Genomic DNA, 17445 nt, shown 5'->3' with positions numbered 1-17445 from the left:
CGCTATTGCTCGTCTGATTGCGCGGCGCGCTCCAGCGCCGCCACCTGCTTTTCCAGCGCTTCCAGCTTCTCGCGGGTGCGTTCCAGCACCCGTTGCTGCACATCGAATTCCTCCCGGCTGATCAGATCCAGCCGCGCCAGTGCTTCTCCCAGCACTGCCCTTATACTGTGCTCCACATCGTCGCGCAGCCGCCCCGGATCTCCGGGCAGGCGCCGCTGAATGTCGGCCATCAGTCGATCGATAAAGGGTTGGCTTTGCATGGCCGTAGGCTCCACTATGCGTTCAGTCGGCGTGATGGTATCACTCCAAGTCGGGTTGTGCGGCACTGGCTGCCGTGCCCCAAAATGGAACGCGCTCCAAATCGGTGCACTATTATACCGCAGCGGAGTCGGATCGCGACCTGCGTCGGCGATGTAACCCTTTGAGAAAGCGTGACTTTTTAAAACTGGCATGGGTCGTGCACAAGATGGGTCAGAGCGTTCGCGCAAGTGGATGGATCGGGAACCAAAGAGGGGCCTGAAACGAAACGGACGTTACCGGACGCGTTAAGAGCGTTGAGGAGATAGCAATGAAACTGGTTACAGCCATTATCAAGCCGTTCAAATTGGATGATGTGCGTGAAGCACTGTCCGAGATCGGCGTTCAGGGCATCACCGTTACCGAGGTCAAGGGTTTCGGTCGCCAAAAGGGGCACACCGAGCTCTATCGTGGTGCGGAATACGTCGTCGACTTCCTCCCCAAGGTGAAAATCGAAGTGGCCATTGCCGATGGCAGCCTGGACCAGGTGATCGAAGCAGTCACCAAGGCCGCCAACACCGGCAAGATCGGTGACGGCAAGATCTTCGTCACCAATCTGGAGCAGGCCATTCGCATTCGTACCGGTGAAACCGGTGAGGATGCCATTTAAGAAGTTTTAGAACGTGTGCTGAATCGACCCATGCCAAGGCTTTTGGACACGTTTTTATTTCTCGGAGGGTTGCAACGTGGAAAACCAAATCTTTGAATTGCAGTACGCCATCGATACGTTTTATTTCGTGATCTGCGGCGCACTGGTGATGTGGATGGCCGCGGGCTTCGCCATGCTGGAGGCGGGCCTGGTACGCGCCAAGAACACCACTGAAATTCTGACCAAGAACGTGGCGCTGTTCGCCATCGCCTGCACCATGTACATGGTGTGCGGCTACGCCATCATGTACGACGGTGGCATCTTCCTGAAAGGCATCACCGACTTTGATCTGGCCGGTGTATTGTCCGCTTCCGCGGAGAACGGCTTCGACGGTGACTCCGTTTACTCCGGCGCGTCCGACTTCTTCTTCCAGGTGGTGTTCGTGGCCACCGCCATGTCCATCGTTTCCGGTGCCGTGGCTGAGCGGATGAAGTTGTGGGCGTTCCTGCTGTTCGCCGTGGTCATGACCGGTGTGATCTATCCGCTGGAAGGATCCTGGACCTGGGGCGGTGCCGACGTCCTCGGTATGTACAACCTGGGCGACCTGGGCTTCTCCGACTTCGCTGGTTCCGGCATCGTGCACATGGCCGGCGCCGCCGCCGCTCTGGCCGGGGTGCTGCTGCTCGGTCCGCGTAAAGGCAAGTACGGCGCCAACGGTCAGATCAACGCGATCCCCGGTGCCAATCTGCCGCTGGCGACCCTGGGGACCTTCATCCTGTGGATGGGTTGGTTCGGCTTCAACGGCGGTTCCGTGCTGAAACTGGGTGACGCCGCCAACGCACACTCCGTGGCCGTAGTGTTCATGAACACCAACGCCGCCGCCGCCGGTGGTGCCATCGCCGCCCTGATCGTGGCCCGTATCCTGTTCGGCAAGTCCGACCTGACCATGTTGCTCAACGGCGCCCTGGCCGGTCTGGTGGCGATCACCGCCGAGCCGTCCACGCCAACGCCGCTGCTGGCGACCCTCTTTGGTGCGCTCGGTGGTGTGCTGGTGGTGTTCAGCATCGTCACCCTGGACAAGCTGAAAATCGACGACCCGGTGGGCGCCATCTCGGTGCACGGCGTGGTGGGTCTGCTGGGCCTGCTGCTGGTGCCGGTCACCAACGGTGATGTGAGTTTCTCTGGCCAGATCATTGGCGCCCTGACCATCTTCATCTGGGTGTTCGTCGCCAGCCTGATCGTCTGGGGCATCCTCAAGGCGGTGATGGGGGTTCGTGTCACCGAGGAAGAAGAGTACGAAGGCATGGATCTGGTGGACTGCGGTATGGAAGCTTACCCGGAGTTCGTCAAAAGCTGATCGATCACCTTCCGGATGAAAAAGGGCGCCCGCGGGCGCCCTTTTTTTATGACCACCATCCATGGCCACCACTCTAGAGGCTGTCGCTTTATGTCATCCGTTTGACCACCGACAACGGCAACACCTTCATGGCAAAACCGATCGGCGCCCAGGGCCAGCGTGGCACATAGGCCTTGGCCGGTTCTTTTTCGATGGCTTCCACTAATTGCCGGCAGCCGGTTTCCAGATCGACGATGAATGGGGCATTTTTCACTTGGGCGTTGATGTCGGTGCGGATGTAGCCGGGATAGATCGTGCTCACTTTGATCGGCTTGCCGAGCATTTCCATGCGCAGGCCCTCGGCCAACGCGGCCACGCCGGCCTTGGTGGCGGAGTAGGTATTGATGTTTTTACGCAGGCCGCGCAAGGCGCTCATGGAAGACACCACCACCAGGTGGCCACTGTTCTGTTCGCGGAAGATTTCCATGGCCGCCTCGCATTGGGCCAGGGCGGCGACGAAGTTGGTCTCGGCGGTTTGGCGATTGGCTTGGAAATGACCGGTGCCCAGCGGTTGTCCCTTGCCGATGCCGGCGTTGACAATGATCCGATCCAACCGACCCAGCTCCGCCTTGAAGGCGCGGAATACGTCAAAGACCTGCTCGTAGTCGTTCACGTCCAGTGGCCGGATCGCCACGGTGATGGTCGGGTGTGCCTGTTCCAGCTCGTTTTTCAGGGCTTCCAGTTTATCCAGGCGCCGGGCGCAGAGAGCCAGGTCGCGGCCCATGGCGGCGAAACGCCGGGCCATGCCCATGCCCAGTCCGGAACTGGCGCCGGTAATCAGAATGGTTTTACGGTGCGGCATGATAAATCCTTGATGCGGTGGTGGGCGACTCGGTCCGAACGGGCGGCTCCGTCTTCCGCGGTAATAGTGCCTGCCGCTGGCGGGGGCCCGCCAGTCCCGGCGGGCCTTTCGGTGGGGATGTTCTCAGCGATAAGTCAGCAGTTCGCCGCGCAGGTGCAGGTGTTCGTTGAGCGTGGCCAGGCGCAGGCGGCCGGCATTGACCAGCAGACGGGTGACGCTGGTGTTGACCAGGCCGCGATTGAAGGTGATCAAGGCGTCGTCGGCCAGTTCAAGCAGGTGCTGTATGGCCACGCTGATGGCGCCGCCAGAGGTGAACACCAGGGCGGAATCGCCGCGTTCCAGGCCATTGGCCAGGCTGTAAAGCGACGCCAGAACCCGCTCACGGAATGCCGGCCAGGTTTCCTTGTAGTCGTCTTCGTTGCGCTGCCAGCGTTGCAGGGCCTCCTCGAAGCGAGCCTGGAAGGCGCGCCGGGGATTGGGCTGCTCGGCCAGCCAGGCGGACAGTGCCTGATGATCGGCGGACTCTGGCCAATGCACATGCAGCAGACTCTTATGGTCGTACTCGTCGAAACCCTGATCGGTCTGCCATTCCTTCGGCAGAGCCATTTGTTCCAGTGTCGCTTCGGCGGTTTCCCGGTGCCGGCGCAGCGAGCCGCATACCGCCTGGGGGGCGCCCAGGTCCTGCTCGCTCAGATGGCGGCCGAGGATCCGGCTTTGTTCCCAGCCGTTATCGGACAGGGCGTCATAATTCTCCGCGCCAAAGCTGGCCTGGCCGTGGCGGATCAGATAAATCACAGGCATTGCGTATTCTCCCGGGGTCCGCGGGCGCCGGTGCCAGCGAACACAGCAACCATTGACCTCATGCTAGGTATCGGTTTTCAATAAATCGAATGAATATTTGAAATAATTCCGGATAAAACCCATGCATGTTTCGCGCTTCGATCTGAACCTGTTCGTGGTCTTCGATGCTATTTACACGGAAGGGTCCCTGACCCGGGCGGCGCGGGTGCTCAACCTCACCCAGCCGGCGGTGAGCCACGCCCTGGCGCGTTTGCGGGAGCGTCTGGAGGATCCGTTGTTCGTGCGGCAGGGGGCGCGGATGGTGCCCACCAGCCGGGCCCGGGCCATGGTGACGCCGGTGCGTCATGCGCTGGGGGGCTTGCAGCGTTGCCTCAGTCATGAAGGGGGCTTCGATCTTGGTGAGGCGGAGCGCACTTTCGTGCTCGGGTTGCGGGATGGTCTGGAAGGATGCCTGTTGCCGCCGCTGATCTCCGCTTTGGTGGACGAGGCCCCGGGCATCCGTTTGCAGTCGATGACGGTGCCGCGCCGGCAACTGGCCACGGAGCTGGCCAGTGGCCGCCTCGATCTGGCCACCGATATTCTGCTGCCGTTACCGGAGTCGGTGCAGCACCGGCGGGTCATGCAGGGGCCCTTGGTGGTGCTGATGCGCGAAGGTCATCCGCTGGCCGGGAATCTCGACCTGCCCGCCTATCTGGCCGCCCAGCACGTGCTGGTGTCGTCCCGCCGCGAGGGCCCGGGGATGGAGGATTTCGGGTTGTCCCGGCTGGGCTACCGGCGCCACATCCGGCTACGCTGCCAGCATCACCAGGCCGCGTTGTCCACGGTGATGGGATCCGATCTGCTGCTGACCTTGCCGGAACTGCTGGCCCGCCGCCTGGCGCCGAAAGGGGCGCACACCGAGTTCCTGCCGGTGGACATTCCCGGGCTGGAGTTACATCTGTACTGGCACCGGGACCAAAGCGCCGACCCCGGCCATAGCTGGTTGCGACAGAAGGTCATGGCGGTTATGGAACAGTTGTCCACTCATTCTTAATGCGGTGCTTACTGTTCCTCCTTTGTTCGTATTGTGTGACCTATATCCCACTTGTACCTTTTTAGCTCCCCGCTGTCGCGGGGTAGCCAAAAATGAAGGGGGACTCGACCATGTGGCACGTCAACTGGCCCCTGGTACGACGACGAGTGCTGCTCATCGTCATTCTGGGAGTCGTGGCTTGGGCCGTAGCGGTACAGGTGGGTGGCTGATTTCGGGTTGTGGCCACTCAGGAAAAGGGAGCCTCGGGCTCCCTTTTTTATGACCTCCGCCCGGTCCCCCGGTCATCCACCCTGCTGCCAGGCGGTGTCCGGTGACCGGCCTTCGTCGGGCAGTTCCAGCCGTTGCGCCAGGGCCGGGTTGGCCGCCACGGTGACATCCCGCGGTCCCACCACTTCGCCGCAATCGGCGCAGGTGAGCTGAGCCTGGAAACGGTGTCCGCGGCCGCGGTGAATATGCTGCAGCGGGGCGCCATGGTCATCGGACAGCCAGCGGTCGCCCCATTGCACCAGGTGAATGATCGCCGGGTGCAGTTCCAGCCCCATGGCAGTGAGGCGATACTCTTCCCGCGGGGGCCGTTCCTGGTAAGCCCGCTTCTCCAGTACACCGGCTGCCACCAGCTTGCGCAGCCGGTCGCTGAGCACATGCCGGGTGACGCCCAGCCGTTCCTGGAAGCGCTCGAACCGGCGCACACCGAGAAAACAATCCCGCAATATCAACAGCGTCCAGCGGTCGCCGATCACCGCCAGGGTGCGGGCCATGGAGCAGGGCTCCTGATCCAGATCTTGCCAGCGCATAAGTTTCTCCCTAATGACGCCGCAGTATAGGGGTTTGACAGGTTCTGAAAAAGAATGGACTATTGAGTTCCTTTTTGGAACCTTCAATGTCGATGGTCGGTGCCGTTATGTTGATCGTGGTGCATGCGTTGATCGCGGTGCATGCGTTGATCGCGGTGCGATGGGCCGGCCGTGGCGCAATTGGGAGAGAGTAATGAGTAAACCCGCGATGCTGGTGGTGGGGGCCGGTGATGCTACCGGCGGTGCCATCGCCCGGCGCTTCGCCCGCGAGGGTTATGTGGCCTGTGTCAGCCGCCGCAAGAAGGAATCCCTGGCGGATCTGGTGGCACGGATCGAAGCGGAGGGCGGAGAGGCCCGCGCCTTTGGCTCCGACGCCCGTGATGAAGAGCAGGCGGTGGCCCTGGTGGATACCATCGAACAGGAGGTGGGACCTCTGGAGGTATTGGTGTTCAACATTGGCGCCAACGTCAACTTCCCGATCCGTGACACCACCGCCCGGGTCTACCGCAAGGTCTGGGAGATGGCGGCGTTCGCCGGTTTCCTGGCCGGGCGTGAGGCGGCGCGGGTGATGGTGCCCCGAGGGCGCGGGACCATCATCTTTACCGGTGCCACCGCGTCGCTGCGCGGTGGTCGAGGCTTCTCCGCTTTTGCCGGCGCCAAGTTCGCGCTGCGCGCACTGGCCCAAAGCATGGCGCGGGAGCTGGGACCGGAGGGCATCCATGTGGCGCACAGCATCATCGATGGCGCCATCGATACCGCCTTTATCCGTGACAACTTTCCCCAGCGTTACGCGCTCAAGGAGCAGGACGGTATCCTCAACCCCGAGCACATCGCCGACGCCTACTGGACGCTGCATCAACAGCCCCGTGATACCTGGACCCATGAGCTGGATCTGAGACCCTGGATGGAGACCTTTTGAGATGAGCAAAACCGTGGAATTCTTCTTCGACGTGGGCAGCCCCACCACCTATCTGGCCTGGACCCAATTACCCGGAATCGCCGAACGTCATGGCGCCGAACTGGTGTACCGCCCGATGTTGCTTGGCGGGGTATTCAAGGCCACCGGTAACGTCTCCCCGGCGGCGGTTCCGCTCAAGGGCCTGTACACCCGAAAGGATATGCAGCGCTATGCCCGGCGTTATGGTGTGCCCCTCAAGCAGAACCCGCATTTCCCGGTGAATACGCTGAATTGCATGCGCCTGCTCACCGCCGCCTTGAACACGCCGCAATGGGACACCATGCTGCGCGCACTGTTCGAAGGGATGTGGCTGCGGGAACGCAAACTGGATGAGCTGGACGTGCTCGGCGCGACCCTCCGGGAAGCCGGTCTTGATCCAGAGGAGTGGGCGGCCCGGGCCCAGCAGCCGGAAGTTAAGGACGCGCTGAAAAAGACCACGGAAGAAGCCGTGTCCCGCGGCATCTTCGGCGCCCCGACCATGTTTGTCGGCGATGAAATGTTCTTCGGCCAGGACCGTCTGGATTGGGTGGAAGAAGAGCTAAGTAAAAATTAACAGTTAACAGTGAATAGTTAACAGAAAAACAGAGCCTGCTTATTCGCAAATACAGCTTGCGGATAAGCAGTTTGTCCGATTTTGATGCTATTCACTATTCACTATTCACTATTCACTATTCACTATTCACTATTCACTGCTTCTCAGCGCGACATGAAACGCGATCTGGCCGATGACGCCGGCACTGGCGAGGACCACCGCGGCGGCCAGGGCCGGGTCGTCGCCGAGCACCGCCAGTGCCGAGCAGAGTGCGCCGATGGCCATTTGGGTAAAGCCGTACAGGCCGGAGGCGGAACCGGTGACGCTGGGCATCACGCTGATCGCTTCGGTGAGCGTGGCCGGCGCGGCGATACCGAGGCCGGTGGCGAACACGAACAGGGACAGCAACAAGACGGTCAGTGACAGATGCTCGCTGAGCACGGCACCGAGAAACACGAACGCCGCCAGCACACTGACCTGATTGGCGCGCATCAGCACCGTGCGCATGGGGAACCGCGCCAGCAGACGGCTGGCGAACACATTGCCCATGGACATGCCGGACACCAACAGGGCCAGATATAGCCCCACGTGTTCCGCCGGCACCTGCAACTGGTCCACGAACACAAACGGCGCCGCGCTGATAAACGCGTAGACTGACGTGGTGGCGCAGCCGCCGCCGAGGGCGAAGCCCAGGAACGCCGGTGAGCGCAGCAGCGCTTGATAATCCCGGACCAGGGTTTTGACGTTGCCGCCGCCACTGTCGCGCGGTCGGGTCTCCGGCAGCAGCCGCCAGGTGAACAGCACGTTGGCCACGCCCAGTCCCACCAGCAGATAGAAAATCCAGCGCCAGCCCAATTCGTTGGCCAGCAGCCCGCCGAGAATCGGGGCGATGCCCGGGCCCAGGGTTACCATCAGATTCATCATCGCCAGCCGTTGCGCCGCCTCCCGGGGGGCGGTGGTGTCGCGGACGATGGCCCGCGCCAGCGTCAGGCCGGCGCAACCGCCCAGGGCCTGAAACAGACGCGCGGCGATCAGCGCCTTGGCTTCCGGGGCCAGGGCCGCGGCCAGTCCGGCCAGGGTGTACAGGCCCAGGCCCACCATCAGCACCGGCCGGCGGCCGAAGTGGTCGGACAGCGGCCCATAGACCAGCTGCCCCACGGCGAGGCCGAGAATATAAAGGCTGACGGTCATCTGCATGGCGCTGGCGGAGGCATTGAGGTCGTCGCCAGCCAAAGCCAGGGCCGGCACGAAGATGTGCATCGCCAGGGTGCCGCTGAAGGTCAGTAGCGCCAGCCCCCAGAGCGGGGCGCTGGCGCCCGGTGTCGGGCGGGAATCGGTCATTGCTTCCGTGATTCGACGCCCCTGGAGAAGCCTTCTTCCCGGGGGCGCCGTGGTTGAGCCGTGGCGGGATCAGGCGCCGATGGCGGCGCTCATGAATGGCGGCAGGGTCAGGGCACCACGATGGATGGCGTCGCTGTAATAGCGGGTGTCGAAGTCCTTGCCGGCGGCGTCCGCCTCGCGGAAGGCGCCTACGTCACAGCCCTTGCCGGCCAGAGTGCAGCTCCACCAGCCGCTGGGATAGACCGGCTGAGGGAACGGCAGGGTCTGGGTGTGATCAAAGCCAGCCTCGCGCATGTTCACGTGCAGGTCGCGAATGATGGTGTCGCTGTGCAGCAGCGGTGATTCCGACTGCTGTACCAATACCCCGCCATCGGCGAGCACGCGGTGGCAGTGACGGAAGAATTCCGCCTTGAACAGCCCTTCCGCGGGGCCCACCGGATCGGTGGAATCGACGATGATGACATCGAACTGGCCGGGCTCGCAGTCCTGCATGAATTTGACACCGTCCTCAAAGCGCAACTCGGCGCGAGGGTCGTCGTTGGACCCGCACAATTCCGGGAAGTACTTCTCGGAGAAGCGGGTGACCTGTTCGTCGATGTCGATCTGCACCGCTTTTTCCACACCGCCATGGCGCAGTACCTCGCGCAAGGTGCCGCAATCGCCGCCGCCGATGATCAAGACCCGGCGCGGTGCCGCGTGCGCGAACAGGGCCGGGTGCGCCATCATTTCGTGGTAGAGGAAGTTGTCGCGGCTGCTCAGCATGGTGGCGCCGTCGATGGTCATCAGATAGCCGAAGGTGTCGGTTTCCCACATTTCGATGTGCTGGTAGGGGGTTTGCACCGCTTCCAGCTTTTGTTTGAGCCGCAGGCCGAAGGCCACGCCGGCGGAGTCGAAATGCTCGATGAACCAATTGCCGTCTTGGGCACTCATAGGACTCTTCCCGCTGATGGATGGTGGAGAAAAACAGTAAATGGGAACGGCGCCGATTGTACTGGCCCTCGGCCCTCGCGCCTACGGGAAATCATTCAATCGCTGCCAGGGCGGCTTCCCGCGGGGGGCGCGAAGCCGCTGCCCGCCAAATCACACCCAAGCAAGGATTTGCCACCCCTCCATGATGGCCCATAATTGGGGCTGCCCTCATCCTCTACACCAAGGATCACCAGCCTATGAGCACCACCCCGGAACGCCCCTTTGACGCCATCTACAATGTGGATCGCTGGGGGGATGGCTATTTCCGCATCGATGACCGGGGGCGCCTGTGCGTGCGGCCGCAGGGCGATGAAGGCGCGGAAGCGCCGTTGGAAACGGTGCTGGAGGCCTGCCGGCAGGCCGGGTTGCGGCCTCCGGTGCTGGCCCGGTTTTCCGGCATTCTCAAGGACCGGGTGCGGCGTTTGTCCGGCGCCTTCGCGGCCGCCATCGAGGATCTGCAATACCGGGGGGAGTACACGCCGGTATATCCAATCAAGGTGAACCAGCAGCGCCGGGTGGTGCATGAGATCATCCGCGCCCGTGAAGACGGCGACCGGGTCGGTCTGGAAGCCGGCTCCAAGCCCGAGCTGCTGGCGGTGCTGGCGCTGTCCAATCCCGGTGACACGGTGGTCTGCAACGGCTACAAGGACCGTGAATATCTGCGCCTGGCGCTGATGGGTCAGACCCTGGGATTCAAAGTGCATATCGTGGTGGAAAAGCTCTCGGAGCTGCCGCTGTTGCTGGAAGAGGCGGACCGGATCGGGGTGGAGCCGATCATTGGCCTGCGCGTGCGCCTGATGAACATCGGCAAGGGCAACTGGCAGAACACCGGGGGTGAGAAATCCAAATTCGGTCTGAGCGCGCCGCAACTGATCGAGGCGGTGGCGCACTGCCGGGACGCCGGCAAGCTGTCCTGTGTGCGCATGCTCCATTTTCACCTGGGTTCACAGGTGGCCAACATCCAGGACATCAAGGCCGGCATGCGCGAGGCGGCCCGCTACTACGTGGAACTGCGTGGCCTGGGCGCGCCGGTGGATACCGTGGACGTGGGCGGCGGCCTTGGCGTGGACTACGAAGGCACGCACTCGCGCTCCTACTGCTCGATGAACTATGGCGTGGCCGATTACGCCTGGCACATTGTCCATACCCTGGCCGAACAGTGCGCCGCCCATGACTTGCCTCACCCCGACGTGATTTCCGAGTCCGGCCGCGCGCTCACCGCCCATCATGCGGTGCTGCTGCTCAATATCACGGACGAAGAGCGCCAGACCGTGGCGGAGGTGCAGCTGCCCGGTGACGACGACAGTGTGGAACTGCATGAACTGTGGCGGCTGAACGGCCAGTTGGAACGTGGGGAAGGCAACCTGCTGGAGCTGTATCCTGAGCTGATGGGTGCCTGGCAGGATCTGCAGCTGCGTTACCTCAATGGCGACCTCGGCATCATTGAGCGTGCCCGCGCCGAGCAGCTGTACGTGAATGCGCTGCTGCGCTTGCGCCAGCGCCTGGATCCGCGCCGCCGGCAGCAGCGGGAGTTGCTGGATCAGCTCAATGAGCGTCTGGCGGATAAGTTGTTCGTGAACTTCTCCGTGTTCCAGTCGGTACCGGACGTTTGGGGTATCGATCAGGTATTTCCGGTGCTGCCTTTGTCCGGGCTCGATCAGCCGGCCACCCGCCGGGGGGTCTTGCAGGACATCACCTGTGACTCGGATGGCCGTATTGATCAGTACGTGGACGGCGAGGGCGTGGAGAGCAGCCTGCCGCTGCCGGAGACCCTGAATGGCCATCTTGGCATCTTCATGGTTGGCGCTTACCAGGAGATTCTTGGTGACATGCATAACCTGTTCGGTGATACCGACTCGGTGGATGTCACTGTCACGGAGAATGGCGACATTGAACTGGCCCACGCGATTCAGGGGGATACCGTCAGCACCGTGTTGCGTTACGTCAATTTCGATCCGCAACGGTTATTGGAAACCCTGGAGAACCGGTGCCGGGACGCCCATCTGGACGAATCACGCCGGCAGGTCTTTCTGAACGATATTCGCGATGGTCTGGCTGGCTACACTTATCTGGAATAATCGCCTCCATAGATTGGAAAGGAGATCAGTGCATGGATGAACAGGAACGTCAGCGTTATCAGGCGGTGCTGGAGCGGCTTGACCGGTTCAGCACCTGGACCGATTCCAGTATCGGTATTCCTTTCACCCGTTTTCGTATCGGCCTGGAAGCCATTGTCGGCCTGATTCCCGGTATCGGCGATGTGGTGGGCTTGCTGTTGTCCGGCTATGTGCTGCTGCAAGCACAGAAAGTGGGCGCCAGCGGCAAGGTCAAACGGCGCATGGTGCGCAACATCCTGGTGGACTTTCTCGGCGGCCTGCTGCCAGTGGTCGGTGATGCCTTCGACGCGGTGTTCAAAGCGAATACGCGCAATACCCGATTGCTGCGTGAGTACCTTTATGAGCAGTTGGAAGAAGAACCGAAGCAACGGTTTCCGTGGTGGCCTTTCCTTGGGCTGTGCGTGTTGTTCGCGGTAATCACCGCTGTGGTGATGTGGATTTGGTAAAGGGACGGTGACGTGGTTTTTACATCTTTCACACCGGCATAGGGGTTTGGATGTAGTAGGTTAAGTAAGGCATCAAGGACTTTTTTTGGCTTGCCAGAGGAGGACTGTCAGATGGCTGACCTTAGCCCGCCCGATGATGCTCAGACGGATCTGCCCCGGGACCGCATCAATCCGGTGGTATTCTACGGATCCGTTATCGGCATCGTGCTCTTCGCCCTCTGGGCGATGTTCTTCACCGCTTCCGCCGGGCGCGTCATAAATGGCGCCCTGGGCTGGATTTCCGGTTCTTTCGGCTGGTTTTACTTCGTCGCCGTCGTGGCTTATCTGGTTTTCGTCATTGTCGTCGCCCTGTCCCGCTTCGGTGACATCAAACTCGGGCCGGATCACGCGGAACCGGAATTCAACGTGGTGACCTGGGCCGCCATGCTGTTCTCCGCCGGTATCGGCATTGACCTGATTTTTTACTGTATCGTCGAGCCGTTGACGCAATTCACCCAGCCGCCGGTGGGTGAGGGCGGCAGCATCGAAGCGGCTCGCCAGGCGATGCAGATTACGTATCTGCATTGGGGGCTGTCGGGATGGGGCATTTACACGCTGGTGGGTATGGCCCTGGCGTTTTTCAGCTATCGCCACGGGCTGCCGCTGACCGTTCGCTCCGCTTTGTATCCCATCTTTGGCAAGCGTATTTATGGCTCGCTGGGACATGCGGTGGACATCGCGGCGGTACTGGGGACGGTGTTCGGCGTGGCCACCAGTCTGGGGATCGGCATCATTCAGCTTAACTACGGGCTGAATCACATGTTCGGTATACCGGAAGGGGTCGCCACTCAGGCGGCGCTGGCGGTGGTGATTGTCTTGTTCGCCGCCATTTCCGCGGCCTCGGGGGTGGAAAAAGGCATTCGCCGTTTGTCCGAGTTCAACATGTTGCTGGCGGTATTGCTGATGATCTTTGTGCTGGTCACCGGCAAGACCATGTTTTTGCTGAACGCCATGGTAACCAATGTCGGTGATTACTTCGCCAATTTCGTCGCCATGTCTTTCGATACCTACGCCTTCGATCAGCCGGTGGACTGGCTCAACACCTGGACCCTGTTCTTCTGGGCCTGGTGGATCGCCTGGGGACCGTTCGTGGGGTTGTTCCTGGCGCGCATTTCCCGTGGCCGCACCATCCGGACCTTTGTCGCGGGCACTCTGATCCTGCCGTTGACGTTCATGATGGCGTGGATGTCGATCATGGGGAACAGTGCCATAGATATGGTCATGAACGGCGCCAATGACTTCGCGCAATCCGCGGTAAGCAACCCGGGTTCCGCAATTTATTTGTTCCTGCAGAACCTGCCCTGGCAGCAGATCACCACGGTGGTGATGACAATGCTGGCCATCGTCTTTTTCATCACCTCCGGCGACTCCGGCTCTCTGGTGCTTTCCAATCTGACCTGTTACATCCGTGACCCCAACGATGATGCGCCGGCCTGGATGCGTATCGTCTGGGCGGCGGTGATTGGAGTGATTACCTTGGCCCTGCTGGTGACCGGTGGCCTGGGTGCGCTGCAAAGCGCGGTGGTGGTAATGGGACTGCCGTTCGCTTTCGTACTGTTTCTGATGATGATCGGTCTGTATAAAGCACTGAAACTGGAAAGCGTGAAATCCGCCAGTATGCGCGACGCCCTGGCCGGTCATCTTTCCGCGCGGATCGGTTCACGCACCGGGCACAGCACCTGGAGCCACCGACTGGCCCGGGCCATCAGTTTCCCCAGTCAAAAACAGGTGGACCAGTTCCTGGAACGCACCGTGCGCCCAGCGTTCGAGGCAGTGGAAAGCGAATTGGCCGAAAAGGGCTATCCGGTGGCCGTGGTGACCAGCGACGAGGCGCCTCGTCATATGGAGCTCAACGTGGATCTGGGTGGCGAACAGAACTTCACCTATCAGTTGTGGCCGCGACGTTGCGCCATGCCGTCATTCACTATTCGCGCGCAGCCATCCCGATCGGTTTACTACCGGTTGGAAGTCCATTTGCGTGAAGGCGGCGTTGGGTACGACGTCATGGGGTATACCCGTGAGCAACTGATCGAGGACATTGTCGATCATTTCGAAAGCCATCTGCAATTTCTGCACCTCAGTCGTGAAATGGGCGCCAATACGTTGCCGGAACCCGGCACCGATGGCGGTTCTCAATGACTCGCTGATACCGGGAGGAGCCATGAACGAGGTAACGTTTGATCGCGAAGCGGATTATGTGATCGTCGGCGCCGGGTCCGCCGGCGCGGTGCTGGCCAACCGTCTCAGCGAGGACAGCCGGCATCAGGTGCTGGTGCTGGAATTCGGTGGCAAGGACAATTCCATCTTCATCCGCATGCCCACCGCCTTTTCCATCCCGATGAACATGAAACGCTACGACTGGGGGTTCCATTCGGAGCCGGAGCCGGGGTTGAAAGGGCGGCGTATTCATCAGGCCCGTGGCAAGGTGCTGGGCGGCTCGTCGTCCATCAATGGTCTGGTGTATGTGCGTGGCTGCGCCGGCGATTTCGAGGAATGGTCGGACCTGGGCGCGGAAGGCTGGGACTATCAAAATGTTCTGCCCTATTTCCGGCGGGCGGAAGGGTGTGTCTATGGCGCCGATGAGTACCGCGGCGACGAGGGGCCCCTGACCACCTGCAACGGCAACAACATGAAGAACCCGCTGTATCGGGCTTTCATCGAAGCGGGCAGGCAGGCTGGATACGGCTATACCGAAGACTATAACGGGTATCGCCAGGAAGGCTTCGGCCGCATGGACATGACGGTGCGTGACGGTATTCGCTGTTCCACCGCGGTGGCTTATCTCAAGCCGGCCATGGCGCGAGCCAATCTGGATGTGGAAACCCATGCGCTGACCACCAGGGTGATTCTGGAAGGGCGTAAGGCTATTGGCGTGGAGTACCGGCAGGGTGGCACCACCCGCCGGGTGAGAGCTCGCAAGGAAGTGATTCTCTCCGCCAGCAGTTTCAACTCGCCGAAGCTGCTGATGCTGTCCGGTATCGGCCCGGCGGCGCAGTTGCAGGCGCAGGGGATTCCGGTGGTGCATGATCTGCCCGGTGTTGGACAGAATTTGCAGGATCATCTGGAAGTCTGGGTGCAGCAGGAGTGCACGAAAAAAATTACCCTCAACGCCTGGCTCAATCCGTTGGCCAAGGCCTGGATTGGCGCCAACTGGCTGTTCCTGCGGCGTGGTCTTGGCACTTCCAATCAGTTTGAGTCCAACGGCTACATTCGCAGCCGTGCCGGTCTGCAATATCCGGATATTCAGTATCATTTTCTCGCCGGTGCCATCGCCTACGACGGTTCAAGCGCGGTGAAAGGACATGGCTTCCAGGTGCATTTGGGGGCCAATAAGCCGAAAAGCCGGGGCGAAGTCACTTTGATGTCGGCGGATCCGGAAGCGCCGCCGCGCATTCAATTCAACTATTTCGCCGAGGAAGAAGACAAGGCAGCGTTTCGAGCCGGCTTGCGTTTTACCCGTGAGATTTTCAATCAGCCGGCCTTCGATCCTTATCGGGGCCGCGAATTGATGCCAGGACCGGATGTAAACAGCGACGATGAAATCGACGACTGGCTGGCGCAAAGTGCGGAGACCGCCTATCACCCGGCGGGTTCGTGCCGCATGGGCACCGATCCCATGGCCGTGGTCGATCCGCGGTGCCGGGTGCATGGTATGGAGAATCTGCGGGTGGTGGATTCGTCGATCATGCCCACGGTCACCAACGGCAATCTCAACGCGCCCACCATCATGATCGGTGAAAAAGCGGCGGATCTTATCCTGGGGCGCAGCCTTCCCGCCGCCGGGGTGCCGGTGTATTTCGATGAGGATTGGCGGGATCGACAGCGCGCCGGCATGGCCGAGCGCCCCGGCGAGGCCGGCGGCGATCAGTAAGGCGAGTCCACCGGAGCCTGGGCCACGAACACGGTTTTCAACCGGGTGTAGTGATCGAAGGCCCGGCGGCTGTTTTCCTTGCCGATGCCGGATTGTTTGATGCCACCGAACGGCATTTCGATGGGGGTCACGTTGTAGTGATTGATCCAGACGATCCCGGCCTGCAGTGCATCGGCCATGCGATGGCCACGGCTCAAATCGGCGGTGAACACACCACCGGCCAGACCGAAAACGGTGTCGTTGGCGCGCCGGATCACCTCGTCCTCGTCATCGAAGGTCAGCAGCGACATCACCGGGCCGAAAATTTCCTCGCGTACGATGGTCATACTGTCGTCGAGGCCGTCGAAAATGGTGGGCTCAACGAAATGGCCGTTTTCCAGACCGGGCACGGTGACCCGGCCTCCGCCGATCAGCAGCTGCCCCCCTTCGCGCTTACCGGTCTCGATATACTCGAGCACCGTCCGCATGTGGGCTTCGCTGATCAGCGGGCCGACATGGGTGTCGACGTCCAGTGGATCGCCGACTTTCAAGGCACGGGTGCGCGCCAGCAGTTTTTCCACGAAGGCGTCTTTCACCGAGCGGTGCACGAACACCCGGGTACCGTTGGTGCAGATCTGGCCCTGGGTGTAGAAGTTGCCGAGCAGGGCGCCGGAGACCGCGTTGTCCAGGTCGGCGTCCTCGAACACGATTAGCGGTGATTTGCCGCCCAGCTCCAGGGTAACGGCTTTCAGCGTGCCGGCGGCATCGCGCATCACCGCCTTGCCGGTGCCCACTTCTCCGGTGAGCGAGATTTTTGCGATATCGGGGTGCCGGCTCAGTGCCTGGCCGGTTTCGGCCAAGCCTTGCACCACATTGAACACGCCATCGGGCAGGCCCGCTTCCTTGAACAGCTCCGCCAGTCGCAGCGCCGACAGCGGCGTCAGCTCCGCTGGTTTGAAGATCATGGCGTTCCCGGCGGCCAGGGCTGGTGCCGATTTCCAGGCGGCGATCTGTAACGGGTAGTTCCAGGCGCCAATACCCGCGCAAATACCCAGTGGTTCCGGGCGGGTGTAGAAGAAGCCGCCTTCCACCTGCTGATACTCCCCCTGCAGGGAGGATGCCTGGCCGGCGAAGTACTCCAGGCAATCGGCGGCGGAATCCACATCCGCTTCCGGCGTTTCCGCCAGCGGCTTGCCGGCGTCCAGGGATTCCAGACGCGCCAGTTCGTCGCGGTGTTCGCGCAGCAGAGCGGCGGCGCGGTGCAGCACGCGGCCACGGGCGGCGCCGCTCTGGCTGCGCCATTGCTCAAGGCCGGCCTTGGCGGCGTCCACGGCGTCATCCACATCGTCCGCGCCGGCCAGAGCCACGCGACAGATTATTTCGCCGGTGGCGGGATTGTGGGTGTCGAAGAATTCCCCGCTGCGGGCCGGCCGATAGGCGCCGTTGATCCAGAGTTGTCGGTCGCTGTGCTGTGTCATGGG

Annotated in this window: 16 protein-coding genes; 9 read left to right on the top strand and 7 right to left on the bottom strand. The window is 61.6% G+C overall.

Annotated elements, in window-relative coordinates:
- Positions 1-2 precede the first annotated feature (2 nt).
- A complete protein-coding gene (locus CRO06_RS02350; protein WP_022994776.1) occupies positions 3-260 on the bottom strand; it encodes an accessory factor UbiK family protein in 258 nt (85 codons plus the stop codon).
- A gap of 308 nt (positions 261-568) precedes the next feature.
- Here CRO06_RS02350 and glnK point away from each other — a divergent pair, with 308 nt between their 5' ends.
- Together glnK and CRO06_RS02340 are read left to right on the top strand one after the other, a co-directional pair.
- Complete coding sequence (glnK, locus tag CRO06_RS02345; RefSeq protein ID WP_014996495.1) at positions 569-907, top strand: P-II family nitrogen regulator; 339 nt, start codon at positions 569-571, stop codon at positions 905-907.
- A 76-nt stretch (positions 908-983) separates the two neighbouring features.
- The gene (locus CRO06_RS02340) at positions 984-2243 is read left to right on the top strand and encodes an ammonium transporter (protein WP_097057657.1); all 1260 of its coding nucleotides are present in this window, start codon (positions 984-986) and stop codon (positions 2241-2243) included.
- A gap of 88 nt (positions 2244-2331) precedes the next feature.
- On the opposite strand, the gene CRO06_RS02335 is transcribed toward CRO06_RS02340, so the two are convergent.
- Together CRO06_RS02335 and CRO06_RS02330 are read right to left on the bottom strand one after the other, a co-directional pair.
- Entirely contained in the window at positions 2332-3084 is a 753-nt protein-coding gene (locus CRO06_RS02335) for an SDR family oxidoreductase (protein WP_097057656.1), read from the bottom strand.
- Positions 3085-3207: 123 nt separating this feature from the next.
- Positions 3208-3885, bottom strand: a complete 678-nt coding sequence (locus CRO06_RS02330) for a histidine phosphatase family protein (protein WP_097057655.1) — start codon at positions 3883-3885, stop codon at positions 3208-3210.
- A gap of 121 nt (positions 3886-4006) precedes the next feature.
- Between CRO06_RS02330 and CRO06_RS02325 the strand changes: the two genes are divergently transcribed.
- Positions 4007-4918 (top strand): LysR family transcriptional regulator, encoded by a 912-nt coding sequence (locus CRO06_RS02325; protein WP_022995124.1) that lies wholly within the window; start codon positions 4007-4009, stop codon positions 4916-4918.
- Positions 4919-5199: 281 nt separating this feature from the next.
- Here the strand turns inward: CRO06_RS02325 and CRO06_RS02320 are convergent, their stop codons facing one another.
- Positions 5200-5712, bottom strand: coding sequence for a winged helix-turn-helix transcriptional regulator (locus tag CRO06_RS02320; RefSeq protein WP_055100412.1), 513 nt, complete (start codon positions 5710-5712; stop codon positions 5200-5202).
- A gap of 193 nt (positions 5713-5905) precedes the next feature.
- Here CRO06_RS02320 and CRO06_RS02315 point away from each other — a divergent pair, with 193 nt between their 5' ends.
- Positions 5906-6631, top strand: a complete 726-nt coding sequence (locus CRO06_RS02315) for an SDR family oxidoreductase (RefSeq protein WP_026948304.1) — start codon at positions 5906-5908, stop codon at positions 6629-6631.
- A 1-nt stretch (position 6632) separates the two neighbouring features.
- Positions 6633-7223 carry a 2-hydroxychromene-2-carboxylate isomerase gene (locus CRO06_RS02310; RefSeq protein ID WP_026948303.1) on the top strand — a complete coding sequence of 197 codons (591 nt, stop codon included), beginning with the start codon at positions 6633-6635 and terminating at the stop codon, positions 7221-7223.
- 129 nt (positions 7224-7352) lie between these two features.
- Here the strand turns inward: CRO06_RS02310 and CRO06_RS02305 are convergent, their stop codons facing one another.
- Both CRO06_RS02305 and speE read right to left on the bottom strand, forming a co-directional pair.
- The gene (locus tag CRO06_RS02305) at positions 7353-8543 is read right to left on the bottom strand and encodes a multidrug effflux MFS transporter (protein ID WP_055100413.1); all 1191 of its coding nucleotides are present in this window, start codon (positions 8541-8543) and stop codon (positions 7353-7355) included.
- A gap of 69 nt (positions 8544-8612) precedes the next feature.
- Positions 8613-9473 carry a polyamine aminopropyltransferase gene (gene speE / locus CRO06_RS02300; protein WP_097057654.1) on the bottom strand — a complete coding sequence of 287 codons (861 nt, stop codon included), beginning with the start codon at positions 9471-9473 and terminating at the stop codon, positions 8613-8615.
- 236 nt (positions 9474-9709) lie between these two features.
- Between speE and speA the strand changes: the two genes are divergently transcribed.
- The 4 genes from speA (at position 9710) to betA (ending at position 15985) form a co-directional block, all read left to right on the top strand.
- Positions 9710-11590, top strand: a complete 1881-nt coding sequence (gene speA / locus CRO06_RS02295) for a biosynthetic arginine decarboxylase (protein ID WP_097057653.1) — start codon at positions 9710-9712, stop codon at positions 11588-11590.
- 32 nt (positions 11591-11622) lie between these two features.
- Positions 11623-12075, top strand: a complete 453-nt coding sequence (locus CRO06_RS02290; RefSeq protein ID WP_022995132.1) for a DUF4112 domain-containing protein — start codon at positions 11623-11625, stop codon at positions 12073-12075.
- 111 nt (positions 12076-12186) lie between these two features.
- The gene (betT, locus tag CRO06_RS02285; RefSeq protein WP_022995133.1) at positions 12187-14253 is read left to right on the top strand and encodes a choline BCCT transporter BetT; all 2067 of its coding nucleotides are present in this window, start codon (positions 12187-12189) and stop codon (positions 14251-14253) included.
- A gap of 22 nt (positions 14254-14275) precedes the next feature.
- On the top strand, positions 14276-15985 hold the full coding sequence (gene betA, locus CRO06_RS02280) for a choline dehydrogenase (RefSeq protein WP_097057652.1): 1710 nt from the start codon (positions 14276-14278) through the stop codon (positions 15983-15985).
- On the opposite strand, the gene betB is transcribed toward betA, so the two are convergent.
- On the bottom strand, positions 15979-17442 hold the full coding sequence (gene betB / locus CRO06_RS02275; protein WP_026948300.1) for a betaine-aldehyde dehydrogenase: 1464 nt from the start codon (positions 17440-17442) through the stop codon (positions 15979-15981). The genes betA and betB overlap by 7 nt on opposite strands.
- Positions 17443-17445: the final 3 nt, after the last annotated feature.

Source organism: Alloalcanivorax xenomutans (assembly GCF_900217905.1).
GTDB lineage: Bacteria > Pseudomonadota > Gammaproteobacteria > Pseudomonadales > Alcanivoracaceae > Alloalcanivorax > Alloalcanivorax xenomutans.
Note: the sequence above shows the minus strand (reverse complement) of the source record. Positions and strands in the feature narration are given on the sequence as shown.

Bases quoted from the DNA above. Each gene is read 5' to 3' on its own strand.
- glnK (WP_014996495.1), top strand. From the start codon at position 569: ATGAAACTGGTTACAGCCATTATCAAGCCGTTCAAATTGGATGATGTG.
- betB (WP_026948300.1), bottom strand. From the start codon at position 17,442: ATGACACAGCACAGCGACCGACAACTCTGGATCAACGGCGCCTATCGG.
- CRO06_RS02290 (WP_022995132.1), top strand. From the start codon at position 11,623: ATGGATGAACAGGAACGTCAGCGTTATCAGGCGGTGCTGGAGCGGCTT.
- speA (WP_097057653.1), top strand. From the start codon at position 9,710: ATGAGCACCACCCCGGAACGCCCCTTTGACGCCATCTACAATGTGGAT.
- CRO06_RS02335 (WP_097057656.1), bottom strand. From the start codon at position 3,084: ATGCCGCACCGTAAAACCATTCTGATTACCGGCGCCAGTTCCGGACTG.
- CRO06_RS02325 (WP_022995124.1), top strand. From the start codon at position 4,007: ATGCATGTTTCGCGCTTCGATCTGAACCTGTTCGTGGTCTTCGATGCT.
- CRO06_RS02305 (WP_055100413.1), bottom strand. From the start codon at position 8,543: ATGACCGATTCCCGCCCGACACCGGGCGCCAGCGCCCCGCTCTGGGGG.
- CRO06_RS02310 (WP_026948303.1), top strand. From the start codon at position 6,633: ATGAGCAAAACCGTGGAATTCTTCTTCGACGTGGGCAGCCCCACCACC.
- betA (WP_097057652.1), top strand. From the start codon at position 14,276: ATGAACGAGGTAACGTTTGATCGCGAAGCGGATTATGTGATCGTCGGC.
- CRO06_RS02330 (WP_097057655.1), bottom strand. From the start codon at position 3,885: ATGCCTGTGATTTATCTGATCCGCCACGGCCAGGCCAGCTTTGGCGCG.
- CRO06_RS02320 (WP_055100412.1), bottom strand. From the start codon at position 5,712: ATGCGCTGGCAAGATCTGGATCAGGAGCCCTGCTCCATGGCCCGCACC.
- speE (WP_097057654.1), bottom strand. From the start codon at position 9,473: ATGAGTGCCCAAGACGGCAATTGGTTCATCGAGCATTTCGACTCCGCC.
- betT (WP_022995133.1), top strand. From the start codon at position 12,187: ATGGCTGACCTTAGCCCGCCCGATGATGCTCAGACGGATCTGCCCCGG.
- CRO06_RS02315 (WP_026948304.1), top strand. From the start codon at position 5,906: ATGAGTAAACCCGCGATGCTGGTGGTGGGGGCCGGTGATGCTACCGGC.
- CRO06_RS02350 (WP_022994776.1), bottom strand. From the start codon at position 260: ATGCAAAGCCAACCCTTTATCGATCGACTGATGGCCGACATTCAGCGG.